Origin of the sequence: Microcoleus sp. MON1_C5 (assembly GCF_036701875.1) — a bacterium.
Taxonomy (GTDB): domain Bacteria; phylum Cyanobacteriota; class Cyanobacteriia; order Cyanobacteriales; family Microcoleaceae; genus Microcoleus.
Map to the genome: position 1 here is coordinate 135073 of NZ_JAUBRN010000009.1, position 14069 is coordinate 149141.

Genomic DNA, 14069 nt, shown 5'->3' on the forward strand with positions numbered 1-14069 from the left:
GCGTTACATGAGTATCAAACTTACAGATAAAAACGGAAAACCTTTGTATGGCGCCGCAAAGCAGGCTGTGTTAAATAAGCAGTTAGCTTGGCAAAATGACGAGATCGACCTGTTTTTTACGTCAACTAGAGATCGCATTGAGCGACTTGAACGCCAGATCAAATACTGGCCACTTACTGTGATAGCAGCTTTATTTTTCGGTTGTGTAGTGGGGAAAATTATCCAGCCCGATTTGGCCGTAATAGCCGTGGGATGCGCTGGTGCGGGTGCTGGGGCGATGCTAGCGATCGAGCGTCATAAGTAGCAATTGAGTCGGCAATCAAAGGAAAATCGAGGGTGGAATGTAGAAAGGACGATCGGCGGGTTAGTTTAGTAGTCTGCCGATTTTTTGTGTGTTCATGACCGTTCGATTACGAATCTTTAGACTATCCTGAGTGTTGTTCCGTCCCGCCAAATTGAACCTGCTGCTAATCCAGTGGTTGAAGTGGGTAAGCTAGTCAAATTAATTCCTCCGTTAAGTGTTACAGCACCACTTGTTAGATTCACAGATCCCAAATTGGCGACAAAAGCGCCAAAATTTGTACCGCGAGATTGAACACTTAACGATCCGCCGTTGCAAACTATGTAGGCCCCTCTGGTGCCGTCTGTTTCATCAAGCCAGAATCCAGGCGCGACCGACTGTAACCCAACATAAGTCCCTATAAATTTGATAATCCCTGAAATGACCTGATCTCCCGATATATTAACTTTGTTGCCTAATGCGGCCGCAAGGGTAATAGCAAAGGTTGCATCGTCACCCATCGCAGCCGCTAATTTGTCTAGCGTGTTGAGGTTTGGCGGTGCACCAGCAATTAAAGCGTTTGTAGCGGTAACTATATCGCTGGGTTGGGCAAAAGTTGCTTGAGCGATTTGCTCGACTACTCCTGTACCAGAATTGCGACCTAGAAGAGTATTCGGCGATAAGTCCGTCAAGCGGCCAAATAACGCTAATTCAAGAGCTGCTATACGCGCTTCTAATTCCTCGTTGCCGTTATTTTTTTTTTCTTCAACAACCGTACCCCAAATTAAAATATTATCTGCTGCTGTTAACACGTTGCCGACTTTTAGCTGAATTCCAATGCTCAAATCTTCGGCCACATCTATTGTATTTGCATCCGAAAAGAATCGGATAAGATTTACGTCATAGTAAGGGTCTTTGTTGAAAATCCTTATTGGGGCACGCTCGATCCATGCCCCATCACCTTTTTTAAAATAAATTATAATTTCTTTAAACTCAGTATTCTCGGCTACTTCGTTTAAAATTTCCTGCAAGACATCGGCCGGAGTGTCGTCCGGGATGTAGGGAAATACGGCTGCGTTGATCGAATTCAAATTAATGGTAAGCCTCAGTGTTGTTATGAAACCGCTGTGTTCGGATTGCGGTTTATAAACAGTGGCGATCGGGGCACTGTAATTGCTACTATTGATTTGAGATAAAATACTTTGTGCAACTGCCATGCTTCAAGTCAGAAATAGAGCATATACAGATAATAGCATTTCAGAAACAGCGGGAAAAATACTGCCGCTACATCCGACGGTCAGATACAAAAACTTTTCTGCTTTGTGGAGAAAGACTAGGAAAATCGGCGGTTACGTTCCCCGTCCAAAAACTTGCATGACTGATAAAAATGATTTTTTTCCATGCTGCCTTAGTTGTGCGGTAACAACCGATCCGGAAACGGTGAAAGAAAAACTAGCTCGGCGATCGGCTAACGTAGGCTGGTTAAGTGCCGATTGGTGGTGGGATTTTGGTTGGACGCTGCCAGAAGGTTTTGTGAACTACGGCATCGGTGTTACTGTGCCAACTCTACAACCACCTAAAAATTACGTGTTTGTGCTTGACCCGGACTTGAAGCGCAAAAGGCTAGAATTTACTTTAGAGGAGCACGCTAATTTGCACGGTGACTTGCAGCATGAAGCCAGGGTAAAAATTAGTTCTTATGATAATGTAACTTTTATCGGGCAAATAATAGCCTCTCCACACGGACAAATTCAAATTGCTGTACCGCGTACTACTTGGTTTGGATCGGGTTTGGAAATTTGGCAGCGGTATATGTTTGAAGCGATCGAAATGCCTTTTGATTTGCCAATTTTGAGACACGGCGCACAACTCCAAGTAACCGCTGGGAAAGTAACATTTAATGGAGTTGAGCTAAATTAATGCCAGATTATTTTCACAGTGCCTTACGAGGCGAGCAAATTCACGAAGCCAAGATAAAAATACTTGTTGAAGGCTCACCAATGCCGACGCCTGAATGGGAGGGCCAATTTGTAGCCGTGGGTAAAAATCTCTACTATTCTGTTAAACGAAACAACGTGTTAACTTGGATTCAGCCAACAGCCTACAACACACCTCAATTACCTAACAATGTCGTTATATTTGAATCGGGATATGAAAATCCGCCAACATCGCGCGACAGGTCAGGAATAGTTTACCAAAATATTCAGACCAAGGATTTGTGGTATTCAGAGGGAGTCAACTGGATTAAGTTAGGTAAAAACGAAGGAACCTCAACTCTCACTATAATTTCTGGTCGATCCGCTCAAAACTGGCAAGGTAATTTGTTCGGATTGTTGAACCCAACAGTGTCGATCGAAGAAAATTGCCTGCTTATTACAAAAATGGCACCTCAGACAAAATATTATTTTGCTATTCAAACTCCTACGATGTTAGATTTAGGTGGTAGTGATGATAATTTATTTTATGTTTGGATTCAAGATTCATTTAATTTTCATAAAATAAGCACGCACTCTGAAAACACTAAGACGGTAGTAGAAATAAATACTGCATTGTTAAGCAACGAGTATATTGTACCTCGACTAGGTATAGGCTTAAAACGCAATTCTACTAATCTATTTTTAAATTTTGAGTTTAATTTAGATTCTCGATATTTCAACGTTAAACAACTAGCAAATATTTCTTACGGATATTAATTATGGTAGCATTTGTTTCACCGGCCGTTGGGGGTTTGGCTCCTGTTAATGGCAAAAACGGGGGCATTATTAACGACATTATCAAAGCTGAACAAGGTAAGCCCGGTCAGGATATCGTGGTTAACAGTCTGAATCAAATAATTGCCGCTACTCAAGTTAACATCCCACGCAACAACTGCGACCCTCAAGGGCAGTTAGTTCGCGCTCAGCAAGAAATGCAGCAAAAAGTACAGCTAATAATAACAAATTACATTACGCAACTAACTCAAGAAACGATTAACAATTCGGCAACTATTAAAAATCTTACCGCTCAATTAACAACTTTGCAGCAGACGGCTTTACCGGAAAGCGTTAACCAACAAATTGAAGTAGTACAAAAAGATATCCAAAAAGAATTAAACGCTATAATTATAGGTGTAATCGGCAGGGCTTCGACAACTTTACCGCAAGCGGCAAAAGTTGCTAACACTTCTGCAGCAGGTATCCAAACTGTTGCCTCTGTAGCCGAATCTCTAAGCTCGTTTGTACCGTCGCAGGGTATCAATATGAGTGCTTATACAAACGTCGGGCAAAAGTCGATCCAAACTGTTAGTCAAGCTTGTTTTTTGTAATTTATGAGTGTCTGCAAAGGAATTGGCAACGGTATCGGCGGCGCGATTGGAAAGTGGGGCGCAGGACTTGGTAGCGCTTTAGGTTTAGGTGCTGCTGTAGATTTGGGAGTCAGAACCTATACAGGTTACGGACTTTTAGAAACTTTGAGCGTGCCGTATATCGAGTGTCCAGATGGATCGTTTGCAAGTGCGATGGAGTGGTACGGATCGGGTTTAAGGTGTCCAAAGCGACCAGATCCAGCGGCAATAGTTCCAAGTGTAACCAAAACGCAAGGAAAAGCGGCCAAGGGATATGCAGCAGCAATTGCTGCATTAGGAGGTAGTACAATTACTTATTTTGGGTATCACGGTTATGCTTTTCAAGAGCCTAATACTATGATTAGTACATGGGCCGAAGGACGAGAAAAACATTACGACAATCGTTCCTCATCTACAGACAAACTAGGAAACGCTGTTGAGCGAGGTTTTATTAATGAAGGTACCGGAACTCAAGGTGGTCGGGGAAGTGAATCTTTAGATACGAATTTTATGACAGAGCGTAACGGAAAACTAGGGAGCTATTTTTATGTTAATTTTATATACCCTTCTACCACAAGAACAGAAGAACTTTTGGCTGAATCTAACTGGTTTGGATATCAATCTCCCGAAACACCATGGACTTATATTGGAACAATAGCAACAATTCCAGACAGATATGAAAAAGCTCCTCCAGCAATATCTATACCACCTAAAGCACCTTTTTCTCCCAGTTCCCCGCAACCACCAGAGGAATGCGATATGAGCTGTCCTTGTCTAACTAAAGCTGATGTTGAGCAAGCCGTTAAAAAAGCATTAGGAGTGAAAACTTTTAGCCCTGAAAAACTAATCCGAGAAATTGGGGCGAAAATGTTTGTCGCTCCCGGCCCTAGTTTGGTGCCTGTGATTCCTAAAGATTTAGTTGAGGCGATCGCCGCTTTGGTCGCGGCTAATTATATGAGGGCCGGTTATGCGCGCTACCCAGTGCTGATGCCTAATTCCCTAATTAATGACGACTCTGTTGCCGATGCCGTGCCAGCGCTGCCCATTGAAAATTTCGCTGAGTGGTTCGAGTGGCACATTAAGCAGCAGGATGCAATACAAGGTGAATGGCCGATCGATATTGCGATCGTGGACGGCGCAAAACGGCAGCCTTTAAAATTTGAGAATATCTCAGAAGCTTTGGCTGAGCTTACAGGGATTGCAATTCAGACTGCAACCGATGCAGACGCCGCCGTATCTGTAGCGAGTCACGCAGCGGTCGCGGCCACAAAAGCCACAACGGCAGCAGTGATTGCTCAGAAAAATGCCGAGTGTATTATCAAGTTCTTTGGGATTAGGACAGGCTTTGGCTCTATTTTTGTTGATAGCGTAATTACGCCGATGGACTCCGACAGTCCTAATTTCAATCTAAAAAAATTCCTCACCCCCTCTAAACAATCAGTCGCGTTTTACACGGATGACGATCCGTTCGACTTCCAAGCCGTACTCGATCGCATTCTACGTAACAGCGAGATCTCGAAATCTGCGGTTGCAATGGACGCTTCCAAAGAAATTGTTGGCGACTATGCCAGAAACCAGCGGAAATACGACGCTGCAGAAGCCAAGAGGGAAGCCGAGAAAGAACTGGAAAAACTGGAAACCTCACTAAAAACTCAAAACCCAGGACTTGAGCTTAAAATTAGAGTAGATACCCCAGCGGCGGGTGAAATTGTCGGAAATAACTTTGTAATCAAGAGGCCAAAGAGTGAATGATTTAAGTTTTGCTGAAGTATTAGCCGCCTTAACTCCCGAAGCTGTTTTTGTAGATGGAAGTAAAGGCATTTGCGTTGATGTGTCTAAAGTATCGGGTGAAACTTCTAATTTAACTTTATTAAGTAATTTAGGAGTGGTTGAATTCTGCTATAAACTTTTGGATGCGTGCAACCGCGCCCAAACAACGAAAAACAGCACTTTACCGACAGGCAGCAAATTAAATGCTTTTGCCGATCCGTCGTGGTCAACACCTAGCAGCACAGGAACGGTAGTCGGCCGCCATTCGGTAGCAGCGCAATTTACTGTGAGCACTGCGGTTGCTACAGCTCCGCTTAAATAACATGAACAATACGCCGATCGTGCTGGGCGAACTTGCAGAACTGCGATCGCGCCGCACGCGAATCTTAAACACTCAAAACCTCGGCGGTACTAGAACGATCGACATCAGCGCCAGTAGCGACGGCAATAATCCCGGAATCACTACGGGTACTGCTGGCGGTGGCGGAATTTTAGGAAACATCATCGGCAGGGTTCAGCAGTTCGCCGGCTTTCTGTTTCAGCAAGCGCTCAACACTTTAACTGCCAGCATTACGCAGATTGCTACAACTCTAGTTAGTAGTTACTTACAACTAGAGTCGTTTGATTGGAATAGTACCGACGAAGAAATTAAAAAACAAATTGAGTCCAACAACGAGCAGCTTTTAATGAATTCTGGGGATGCTGTCGGGCAAATGGCTGCATGGGGTTTAATCTCTTTTGCTAATTTGGCGATCGGTGCGACGCTTGGAGCGCTCGGCAAAGCTACCGGAAACAATAAACTGCGAGGCTCAGCCATTCGCGGAATTGCAGTTCCGGTGCTGTCGGGAAAAATTGCTGCTGCTTTAGCTGAAGAGGGAGGTGAAGAAGTACGGGACGAATTGAGATCTTTTTTGCTCAATGCTAAAAGTGTTGCTGTTCAGAATGGCATTTTAGCAACAATTTTGTCAGCCAGAAAAGCAGGATTTTTTGGCGGGAGTGTTATCAATGAAGCGCTACCAGTTGACTCTTTCATGAGTCGCCAGCAAGATTTTATAAAAAAACACATTCCAGAGAAATGGCAAGATTGGGCAGATGATGTACTTGATAGCTTTAAGGATACACTTTCGGAGGCGGTTTATGTAGTCACTAAAACAATTGATGATGATATCGCATCCCGTCGCTACGCTGACTACCAAGCGCAGCGCCAACAACAAGTAACTTTGTTAATCAACGAAACCGATGACCAAGATTAATTTTACGGGAAATATTGATAATTTAAAAGAAAAAATTGAGCAAACTATTGCCACTTATGAATTACTTGGCAATCAGACCTCTATTAATTTTGACGAGTGGTTTGAAGGCTGGGAAAATGGATTTCCTGAAGATATAGAAAATCGCGCCTTGGGTAATTACCCAGCAACAGGTGAGAAAGCTTGGCGGGGCGATGCAAGTAAAAAGCCACGCTGGCGGCAGTGGTCAAATACAAACGGATTTATCAAAGGTGAATACTGGCGCGATCGGTCTGCGGAAAATGAATCAATTCCTTTGAGTGGTACGGCAGATAAAATTATTCAGCATATCCATCAATTAGAATACGAAGGTGGCGGAGAGTCTGCGTCTCGAAGTAAAAGTAAGCATTGGCCGCCTCTTAAAGGTCAACCAGAAATTAAACTTTATTTTAGGGGTGAAAAACGAGCAGAAGCTGAAACCTCATTCAGAATAATGAACAAAACAGACGATCCTAAAATTCCTCTTTCACTAATAGAAAAATCAGATTTAAAAACCTATGCTCGTAAAATTAAAGAGCAATTTGCTACTCCTAATTTATTTGTTTGGCAAAAAGGTAAAGAAATTCTTAGTTATCAAAATCGCTGGCAAGGATTCGACGGTCAGTGGTGGCTATGTCGAAATGAAACAGCAGGGCGAGCCTTGTTAACAAAAATTTTAGCCGTAGCGGATTTAGCGCTAGACACCTCCAAAATCCGAATGAGTCAAGCCACAGATGAAGCAGCAGCTTTTCCTGTAAATCCGCCAGATATTACTGTATTGGGCGAAGTTGTCCGTCAAGACGTAGAACGCCCTTTAGTTGAAGTTGCTTTTTGGCGTGCCGAAATTAAATTGGCAAAATTACCAAAACCAATCGCTTTAGTTGAGCGCGGTTCAGTAGTTTATGACTAATTCTGACATTATTATTTTTTTAGACTAGAAACAAAGTCGGAAACCCGTAGGGTTTCCGATAGAGTCAGAGTACGATCAGAGTATTGCCAAGCCAATCAGGCTTTAAGTAGCGTAGACCTATCCACCACAATGGGAAACGCTATGAAGGATGCGGACGCTATGTTCGTAACTTGCCCCTACTTGCGAGGGACGGGCAACTTTATGTTAAAAATCTCAAAATCATACTCGACTATTGCTGCTGATTTAGGGTTTACCCCTGTTGCCGACCCAGGGGCGGCAAACGCCAAGCTAATGAGCGTAAGCGATGCTCTTGGCTCAGGAGAAATTACTCGAATTCGAGCGGGAGTCAAAGGGACGGCTACCAAACCCGCTGGCACAGTTAAACTTTATTGCTCTACTAAAGAAGTTGCCGGTGCAATGAGCAAAATTGGTCAAAAACTATATGGGGGCAACACAATTACTAGCGTAGGCTCTATTCGCAGAGCGCACAGGAGATAATAAATGCCAGGATCTCAAATTTGGACAGTTAAAGCTCCTGTGGGTACGGATATAGCAGCTTTTAATGCTTCAAAAGCATTATATGCGGGTGCTATTGGGACGGCAGCAGGTATTGTCGCTATTGGTACTGCTGCTGCAAGAGCAACACCAGTTTACGAAATCGGAGAATTAGTACGCGTAGGTTGGCTAGTGCCAATAAATGTGTCAGTAGCAACAGGCACTGGAAACCGCCGACAGTCCGTTACAGTTTATTGCTCTGGCGAAAATGCTAATAGTTTTGTCAATAAGTGCCGGACAAATCCTTCAGGCTTGCTTATTAACGGCAAAGAAGTAGTATCTGCGACCTACAGAACTAAGCAAACTCTTAGCTAATGCCTTTTACTGACGCCTACGGTATCTGGGACGATCTTTGCTTAAACTTGCCCGTTACAACGCAAGAGCAATTGTTAAGCAAAGATACCTCTAGCCGAAATTTATTAAGATTTCGATTTGATACTGATTGGCAGAGGTGGAACAATCCCAACGTTGGGTACAAAAGTTACTTGCAATGCGAACTTTTGTATCGCGACGATAGTGGAGGCTTTAGTTACTTACAACAATCATTTAAAGTTTATGTTAAAGAAAAGCCGCGGTTAATAGAAAAAAAACCTTTGCCCGAGTTCCAAGATAATCCCTGGACTTCGCGAAGGCTTTCTATAAAACGAATTTTCTGGCACAAACTAAACTGGGAAGGACATTCGCTAGATAAACCTTTTCAAGTGTCGATCGATGCATTTATCGACAATTAATTTACACCAAAAATCATGCCAGAATTTTCTCACGCTCAATGGGCCGCAAAATTCAACAACACAACTGTGGGAGCTGAATTTGCAGGGTTTGGCACCAGTGTCACCCCTATCGAAGTCTTAGAGGATGCTGTAGCGGCATACAATAAAGCTGAAATAGCTTTCAATGAAACGCAAACAGCACCGCCTTACCTTAACTCTGTCAGCAACCCCGCTACAGGAGTTATCGTATTTGATGCTAACGGTGCACCTTTGCAACCTGTTAGTTACCAAGTTAGTGTGCTTCGCTCCTTTGGAAGTGCCAAAAGTACACCTCGTACCTCACCAACAATTATCTAATGTTAGAGTCACCTATTGAATTTGAAGCTTGGCTTGCAGGTTTTCCGAATCAAGAGTTAGCCGGACAAATACGCCGAATTATTGCAGATGATTATTTGCAAAACGCTGAAGAGTTAATATATAACTGTTTGGTCGGATACTACCAAGCGCAAACAGTATATAACCTAAACCCTGATAAAGCGGTCGCAGTGCAAACGGTAACAACTCCAATAATAGGAAGCTTACTTGATACCGATCAGCTCAATATCAAGACACAGAAAATTACCTATACAGTATCTTTTCTGTCAAAGCTAGAAATAGCTGAATCTAGTGTTATTGGCTGGCAAACTCCCACTTGATTTAATGTGAGGTGTTTTTCTCAGCTAATAAAAAACACCTCACACTTTAATAAGGGTAGGTAAGCTCGACAATTTAATTCAACAGCATCCGCCATAATGGGTATTAATTGGACGACTTTAATTACCAATATAGGTGGCATACTTGTTATTGTTGGAGCCCTATATAAAGCTTCGCGAGTCATTGAACGCGCAATCAGAGATTCTGAGCGGAGCAAAACTCAAGCTGAAGATAAGGCTAAGACAGAAAGAGCCACAGCGCAACTTACCGCCCAACACCATGAGAATCTTTTAAGAGCTCAACAAGAAAGAATTAGCGTGCTTGAGGGACTTGCGGAGATTCATATCGAAAGATTCGATCAAATAGAAGAGTATCTTGCAAAACCACCAGAAGAAAGAATAAAAATTAAATATACCCGAAGGAAAGCAAATCCCAGACTAGAAAAAAAAGCTCTAGAACGCTACAAGCAAATTAATACCGATTTTACGCCACCACCATGAAATCAGAAAGCTTTGAAGCCATATCGGAACTGGCACGTTCATTTACCCCTTATGTATTTGGGGTGGCTGGATTGACTATTATCTTGTGCGCCATTTTTAATTCTGACCGATTAGTTGGAGACAGATTTGCTTATGTTATAGGTGCTGGAGGAGCATTTGGAGGTTATGCCGCTGGTGGTTTCTCTCCTCAAGGTCGTAGCCCGCAAAATCGGGTAAATCACGCAGATAGAATTGATATTGACCAATCAAAATGAATCTATGGGAAGCCTACAGCGTATTAGAGTCACCTGCAGTCACTCTTAAAGAATTATTGGAAGCTCACCGCGTTGTAGCGATTGAACATGGGTACTTGTTAGCAATTGTTACACGCCATCTACAGGATGCACCAGGGGTTGAGCCTAAACTGTGGAAACTCCTGCTAATCTTGACAAAAATAGAAACAAAAATAGAAAGTAAAATTAACCTGTAAAAATATGTCGATTAAATTATCAGTTCCCTATTTTAACCAAGTTGACAACGACGCTAACTATTTTGGAACAGGTAGCCGCCAGTGCTGCCTCACCAGTAATGCCATGGCCGCTAACTTTATCCTTGCCGATCGTGGTCTAGAATCTCTCGACCAACGAGCGAAGCGGCTGGGGCTAAATGAACCAGAGTCGGCTTACGGACAAATTCTTAATCGGTATGGCGACACAACGGATCATTCTGCTAACGGTCAAGCTTTAGCAGACCTCGGACTCGAAAGCTATTTCAGCACGTCGCTTGGGGTGCAAAATGCGATCGCAAGCTTGGATCGACGTTTACCGATGCCTGTCGGTTTGCATTACAAAGGTTCGGGGCATATTGTGTGCTTGGTTGGATATGATACTAAGCAAAAATGCTTTTGGGTTCACGATCCATACGGCGTTCGCGCCGGAATTGCCGATTATTATGAAGCGATCGGCGGACAGAGCGGAAAATACGATCGGTACAGTTTTGAAATTATGGAACAACTTTGGGCTTCAGCTTCAGATGGTTGGGGTCGAGTTTTTACTAAAATTGCAGGCAAGCCCACAGGTTTGTAAGTTTTAATTAGCGGCGAACCGAGGCAGCATTGACGCTGGGGACACCCACTGAAATCTCGTGCAAGAGATGGCCGCTTTCAAATAATCCCTGATAGGGTTTTAAATGATAAGGGCGCGCAGTCACAACAGCCTCTTTTAAGAAAATCCTAAATTCAACTACCCGCCACGCCCTTACCAAAGTTAGGGTGGCTCCGAGCTTGCGTGTAGCTATGTGAGTGATTTACTTGGCTCGTACTCCCCAACAAAAGTACAGCCCCGCAATTTACCCTCGGATGATGTGATTGCGACGTGTTTTGACAAAATTAATAATTCTCAGTGGCAGTGGATTTACGGCGTGATTGCTGCCTACGGACTGAAAATCCACGTGTCACGAGTTCAAGTCTCGTTCCTGGCATCGCAAAGCCCTCACAAAGTTGAGGGTTTTTTTTTAGGCAAAGTGCGGGCAATGCAGCTAATCAAGATGTAGGTTTGCCGGTGGGGGGGTGACAACCCCGCCGGAAACCCAGGGAGAGCTAATATTTGACCGACTTGTGCTAAAAAAAAGATAGGTCATATCAATTCCGGTTGCACGAGCCAGATGACTATTGACTGTTGACTCGGGGTCGAAAAACAGAATGATGTTGAGTGTTGAAGGTTGACTCGATTTTACGCCCGACGATGAAGGGCGGATTTGATATCAGACAAAAATTACACTTGAGTGTAATTGTCAGATTAATAAGTCCAGTTTTGCTTGGTCTGCAAGCTATAGGTTCCATCTTTCACATTCACCCGCTCAGGAATCAGATCTAAATCTTTAAACATATTTGCCTGGTGCTGTAGGGCCGTGAGCGATTGGTCGTCGATCGGGATAATAGCGCGTTCGGCACTACGTTGCTGTAAAATTTCTACAATGGATGGATCTATTTCATGGTGCTCTGCCAATCGCACAGCAGCTTCTAATTCCTGTTTCTTAGCCCAAGCTCCCGCTTCATTTACCTCTTCTAAAATCACCTTGAGCAAGTCGGGATAGTCGCGTACCAACTCTGGAATTGCATAGTAATAGGTCGGAACTTCTAAAGAGGCTTTGTCACCAAAGATGCTCTCTAAGTCTGCAATCGAGCGCCCTGGATAAGCACTTCGGGCTTGAGTGGTCGTGTAGGGAACCCAAATCACCCAAGCATCGACCTCACCCGCGCGGAATAGGGGTAGCGCCTGTGGCTGGGTCAGATAAATTGGCTCAATGTCACTAAACTCTAGCCCCACTTTTGCCAGTGCTCGCACAAGTATGTAATGGGCGCTTGAGCCTTTGTCAAAAACAATCTTCTTACCCTTCAGGTCGGCCAGCGTCTGAATCGGAGAGTCTTCTGGTACCAGAATCGCTTGACCTTTGGGAGCCGTATATTTTTCTTTAGCCACCCGCACAAATACATGATCCGCTGCTTGCGAGAAGATGCTGGCCGTACCACCGCCGCCGCAGAAATCGATCGTCCCATTGCTTAATGCTTCTATCAGAGCAGAAGCTGATAAGAAGCTTGTCCAAGTAACACTCAGCCCAAATGGTCGCAAACGGCTTTCGAGCCAACCTTTAGCACGCAGGACTTCCAGATTTGTCATACCCTCTGGATAACCGATTTTGAGTTGCTTGAGCCGCCGCGCTTGCTCAGCTAAGGGTGTGTTGCCCGAATGAGCAGAACGGTTAGAAAACCAGCGATCCAAAAATACACAAAAAAGTATGCCCCCCACAAACAGCCCCACCGTTTCCAGTAACCGGATTGTTGATTCTTTAGGCAATTTGACCTGATTTACCTGACTGACTAGAGGGGAGTGTACATTGCCAGAGGCAGAAGCGGCAACAGCATGACTGTCAAAAGCCAGACTCAAAACTAAAACCGAGACCAGGCCGATACAAAACAGACCTGCAAACCGATAGGCTGCCGATCTACGAGTGGCCGACGAACTGAGCGACCGTAAGATATTTTGACCTGCGCCTCTAGGCAGAAGGTCAATCAAACGGCTAATCATAATGACTCCTTTGATAAACACAGGTGATGGACGCTGGATGAGCTGAAGATGCGGGATCGAGTCAAAGCACCGCTTGATACGGATAAACTACCAAATTTGCTTGCTCGTTACACCCAATATGCGATACTCACATTATCATATCGAGATTGTGGGGGTTTGCCACAACGATTGAGAAATCCGTAGTTTCGGCGATCGGATAGGTGTTGAGTGAGAGATGCTAATGGATTGGTTAATTGCAACAATTAAGATCGGACTGGCTGTTGCTGTCGCAACAACGTTTGACGACAACATTTATCTGACGGCCTTCTTCAGTGAGGTTAATCGTACTTTTCGTCCTCAACATATTGTGGTTGGTGAGCTTCTAGGGTTCACGGTATTGGTGATGATAAGTTTAGTTGGTTTCTTGCTGGGGCTAGCAATTCCCTCAACTTGGACGGGGCTACTGGGGATTCTGCCGATACTGATTGGCTTGAATAATTTACTCAACCTTAACAAGGATGATTCAGCCGAAGATAAGTCAGATAATCTGAAAAGAAACTCTAAATTTCGCGGATTTGATTCTCGGCAGCGATCGCTCTGGGAAATAATTCGCGATCCGCAGACTTATCGTGTTTCCGCAGTCACGATTTCTAACGGTGGTAACAATCTTGGCATCTATATTCCCCTATTTGCTAGTAGCAGCATTCAAAATCTGGCTGTGATCGTACCGATTTGCTATTTTTTTATTTGCTGCTGGCTGTTTATGTCCTATACTCTGACGCATCTACCTGGTATTGCTTTGATTCTCAGCCGTTATGCTAGCAAGATTTTCCCTTTTGTGCTGATGTGGCTGGGTTTCAGAATTCTGATAGACAGCGAATCCTATCGTCTTTTTCTACCGAACGCTTGACAGACTCATGCGATCGAAACATCGAAAAAATGTAATTGCTCAACCCCCTTGACAAGAAGACGAGATAGACATTAGATAAAGGAATGGAAAAACTTCCCGACTTAAAA

General features: G+C 43.9%; 20 protein-coding genes. 18 read left to right on the forward strand and 2 right to left on the reverse strand.

Translation table 11 applies throughout. The features are described from left to right. The first annotated feature begins 7 nt into the window (after window positions 1-7). Window positions 8-304, forward strand: coding sequence for a hypothetical protein (locus tag QUA71_RS06950; RefSeq protein ID WP_333283574.1), 297 nt, complete (start codon window positions 8-10; stop codon window positions 302-304). Window positions 305-420: 116 nt separating this feature from the next. On the opposite strand, the gene QUA71_RS06955 is transcribed toward QUA71_RS06950, so the two are convergent. Further along, the gene (locus QUA71_RS06955; RefSeq protein WP_333283575.1) at window positions 421-1311 is read right to left on the reverse strand and encodes a hypothetical protein; all 891 of its coding nucleotides are present in this window, start codon (window positions 1309-1311) and stop codon (window positions 421-423) included. 184 nt (window positions 1312-1495) lie between these two features. Here QUA71_RS06955 and QUA71_RS06960 point away from each other — a divergent pair, with 184 nt between their 5' ends. The 16 genes from QUA71_RS06960 to QUA71_RS07035 all read left to right on the forward strand — a co-directional run bounded on the left by QUA71_RS06960 (window position 1496) and on the right by QUA71_RS07035 (window position 11538). Beyond that, a complete protein-coding gene (locus QUA71_RS06960) occupies window positions 1496-2200 on the forward strand; it encodes a hypothetical protein (protein ID WP_333283577.1) in 705 nt (234 codons plus the stop codon). Continuing rightward, window positions 2200-2973: a hypothetical protein gene (locus tag QUA71_RS06965; protein ID WP_333283579.1), complete on the forward strand. Its 774-nt coding sequence runs from the start codon at window positions 2200-2202 to the stop codon at window positions 2971-2973. Before QUA71_RS06960 ends, QUA71_RS06965 begins: the two co-directional genes overlap by 1 nt. A 2-nt stretch (window positions 2974-2975) precedes the next feature. Continuing rightward, complete coding sequence (locus tag QUA71_RS06970) at window positions 2976-3584, forward strand: hypothetical protein (RefSeq protein WP_333283581.1); 609 nt, start codon at window positions 2976-2978, stop codon at window positions 3582-3584. A gap of 3 nt (window positions 3585-3587) precedes the next feature. Further along, window positions 3588-5354 (forward strand): hypothetical protein, encoded by a 1767-nt coding sequence (locus QUA71_RS06975; protein WP_333283583.1) that lies wholly within the window; start codon window positions 3588-3590, stop codon window positions 5352-5354. Continuing rightward, on the forward strand, window positions 5347-5694 hold the full coding sequence (locus QUA71_RS06980) for a hypothetical protein (protein ID WP_333283585.1): 348 nt from the start codon (window positions 5347-5349) through the stop codon (window positions 5692-5694). Before QUA71_RS06975 ends, QUA71_RS06980 begins: the two co-directional genes overlap by 8 nt. After that, entirely contained in the window at window positions 5672-6625 is a 954-nt protein-coding gene (locus QUA71_RS06985) for a hypothetical protein (protein WP_333283587.1), read from the forward strand. The genes QUA71_RS06980 and QUA71_RS06985 overlap by 23 nt, the downstream gene beginning before the upstream one ends. Continuing rightward, the gene (locus QUA71_RS06990; protein ID WP_333283589.1) at window positions 6612-7550 is read left to right on the forward strand and encodes a hypothetical protein; all 939 of its coding nucleotides are present in this window, start codon (window positions 6612-6614) and stop codon (window positions 7548-7550) included. The genes QUA71_RS06985 and QUA71_RS06990 overlap by 14 nt, the downstream gene beginning before the upstream one ends. A gap of 141 nt (window positions 7551-7691) precedes the next feature. Beyond that, the gene (locus tag QUA71_RS06995) at window positions 7692-8048 is read left to right on the forward strand and encodes a hypothetical protein (RefSeq protein WP_333283591.1); all 357 of its coding nucleotides are present in this window, start codon (window positions 7692-7694) and stop codon (window positions 8046-8048) included. A 3-nt stretch (window positions 8049-8051) separates the two neighbouring features. Continuing rightward, entirely contained in the window at window positions 8052-8420 is a 369-nt protein-coding gene (locus QUA71_RS07000) for a hypothetical protein (protein ID WP_333283593.1), read from the forward strand. A gap of 431 nt (window positions 8421-8851) precedes the next feature. Continuing rightward, window positions 8852-9172 carry a hypothetical protein gene (locus tag QUA71_RS07005; RefSeq protein ID WP_333283595.1) on the forward strand — a complete coding sequence of 107 codons (321 nt, stop codon included), beginning with the start codon at window positions 8852-8854 and terminating at the stop codon, window positions 9170-9172. Beyond that, on the forward strand, window positions 9172-9510 hold the full coding sequence (locus QUA71_RS07010) for a hypothetical protein (RefSeq protein ID WP_333283597.1): 339 nt from the start codon (window positions 9172-9174) through the stop codon (window positions 9508-9510). The genes QUA71_RS07005 and QUA71_RS07010 overlap by 1 nt, the downstream gene beginning before the upstream one ends. Window positions 9511-9606: 96 nt before the next feature. Continuing rightward, window positions 9607-10008, forward strand: a complete 402-nt coding sequence (locus tag QUA71_RS07015; RefSeq protein ID WP_333283598.1) for a hypothetical protein — start codon at window positions 9607-9609, stop codon at window positions 10006-10008. Further along, window positions 10005-10262, forward strand: a complete 258-nt coding sequence (locus QUA71_RS07020; RefSeq protein ID WP_333283599.1) for a hypothetical protein — start codon at window positions 10005-10007, stop codon at window positions 10260-10262. The genes QUA71_RS07015 and QUA71_RS07020 overlap by 4 nt, the downstream gene beginning before the upstream one ends. Next, window positions 10259-10477, forward strand: a complete 219-nt coding sequence (locus QUA71_RS07025; protein ID WP_333283601.1) for a hypothetical protein — start codon at window positions 10259-10261, stop codon at window positions 10475-10477. Before QUA71_RS07020 ends, QUA71_RS07025 begins: the two co-directional genes overlap by 4 nt. Before the next feature lie 4 nt (window positions 10478-10481). Then, window positions 10482-11072 (forward strand): C39 family peptidase, encoded by a 591-nt coding sequence (locus QUA71_RS07030; protein WP_333283603.1) that lies wholly within the window; start codon window positions 10482-10484, stop codon window positions 11070-11072. 211 nt (window positions 11073-11283) lie between these two features. Next, window positions 11284-11538, forward strand: coding sequence for a hypothetical protein (locus tag QUA71_RS07035; protein WP_333283604.1), 255 nt, complete (start codon window positions 11284-11286; stop codon window positions 11536-11538). A gap of 245 nt (window positions 11539-11783) precedes the next feature. Here the strand turns inward: QUA71_RS07035 and QUA71_RS07040 are convergent, their stop codons facing one another. After that, window positions 11784-12932 carry an aliphatic sulfonate ABC transporter substrate-binding protein gene (locus QUA71_RS07040; protein WP_333283606.1) on the reverse strand — a complete coding sequence of 383 codons (1149 nt, stop codon included), beginning with the start codon at window positions 12930-12932 and terminating at the stop codon, window positions 11784-11786. Window positions 12933-13293: 361 nt separating this feature from the next. On the opposite strand from QUA71_RS07040, the gene QUA71_RS07045 reads away from it, so the two are divergent. Then, a complete protein-coding gene (locus QUA71_RS07045; RefSeq protein WP_333283608.1) occupies window positions 13294-13962 on the forward strand; it encodes a cadmium resistance transporter in 669 nt (222 codons plus the stop codon). Window positions 13963-14069 lie beyond the last annotated feature (107 nt).

Bases quoted from the DNA above. Each gene is read 5' to 3' on its own strand.
- QUA71_RS06975 (WP_333283583.1), top strand. From the start codon at position 3,588: ATGAGTGTCTGCAAAGGAATTGGCAACGGTATCGGCGGCGCGATTGGA.
- QUA71_RS06950 (WP_333283574.1), top strand. From the start codon at position 8: ATGAGTATCAAACTTACAGATAAAAACGGAAAACCTTTGTATGGCGCC.
- QUA71_RS07045 (WP_333283608.1), top strand. From the start codon at position 13,294: ATGGATTGGTTAATTGCAACAATTAAGATCGGACTGGCTGTTGCTGTC.
- QUA71_RS07005 (WP_333283595.1), top strand. From the start codon at position 8,852: ATGCCAGAATTTTCTCACGCTCAATGGGCCGCAAAATTCAACAACACA.
- QUA71_RS06965 (WP_333283579.1), top strand. From the start codon at position 2,200: ATGCCAGATTATTTTCACAGTGCCTTACGAGGCGAGCAAATTCACGAA.
- QUA71_RS07010 (WP_333283597.1), top strand. From the start codon at position 9,172: ATGTTAGAGTCACCTATTGAATTTGAAGCTTGGCTTGCAGGTTTTCCG.
- QUA71_RS07030 (WP_333283603.1), top strand. From the start codon at position 10,482: ATGTCGATTAAATTATCAGTTCCCTATTTTAACCAAGTTGACAACGAC.
- QUA71_RS07020 (WP_333283599.1), top strand. From the start codon at position 10,005: ATGAAATCAGAAAGCTTTGAAGCCATATCGGAACTGGCACGTTCATTT.
- QUA71_RS07000 (WP_333283593.1), top strand. From the start codon at position 8,052: ATGCCAGGATCTCAAATTTGGACAGTTAAAGCTCCTGTGGGTACGGAT.
- QUA71_RS07015 (WP_333283598.1), top strand. From the start codon at position 9,607: ATGGGTATTAATTGGACGACTTTAATTACCAATATAGGTGGCATACTT.
- QUA71_RS06990 (WP_333283589.1), top strand. From the start codon at position 6,612: ATGACCAAGATTAATTTTACGGGAAATATTGATAATTTAAAAGAAAAA.
- QUA71_RS06995 (WP_333283591.1), top strand. From the start codon at position 7,692: ATGAAGGATGCGGACGCTATGTTCGTAACTTGCCCCTACTTGCGAGGG.
- QUA71_RS06960 (WP_333283577.1), top strand. From the start codon at position 1,496: ATGCTTCAAGTCAGAAATAGAGCATATACAGATAATAGCATTTCAGAA.
- QUA71_RS06970 (WP_333283581.1), top strand. From the start codon at position 2,976: ATGGTAGCATTTGTTTCACCGGCCGTTGGGGGTTTGGCTCCTGTTAAT.
- QUA71_RS07025 (WP_333283601.1), top strand. From the start codon at position 10,259: ATGAATCTATGGGAAGCCTACAGCGTATTAGAGTCACCTGCAGTCACT.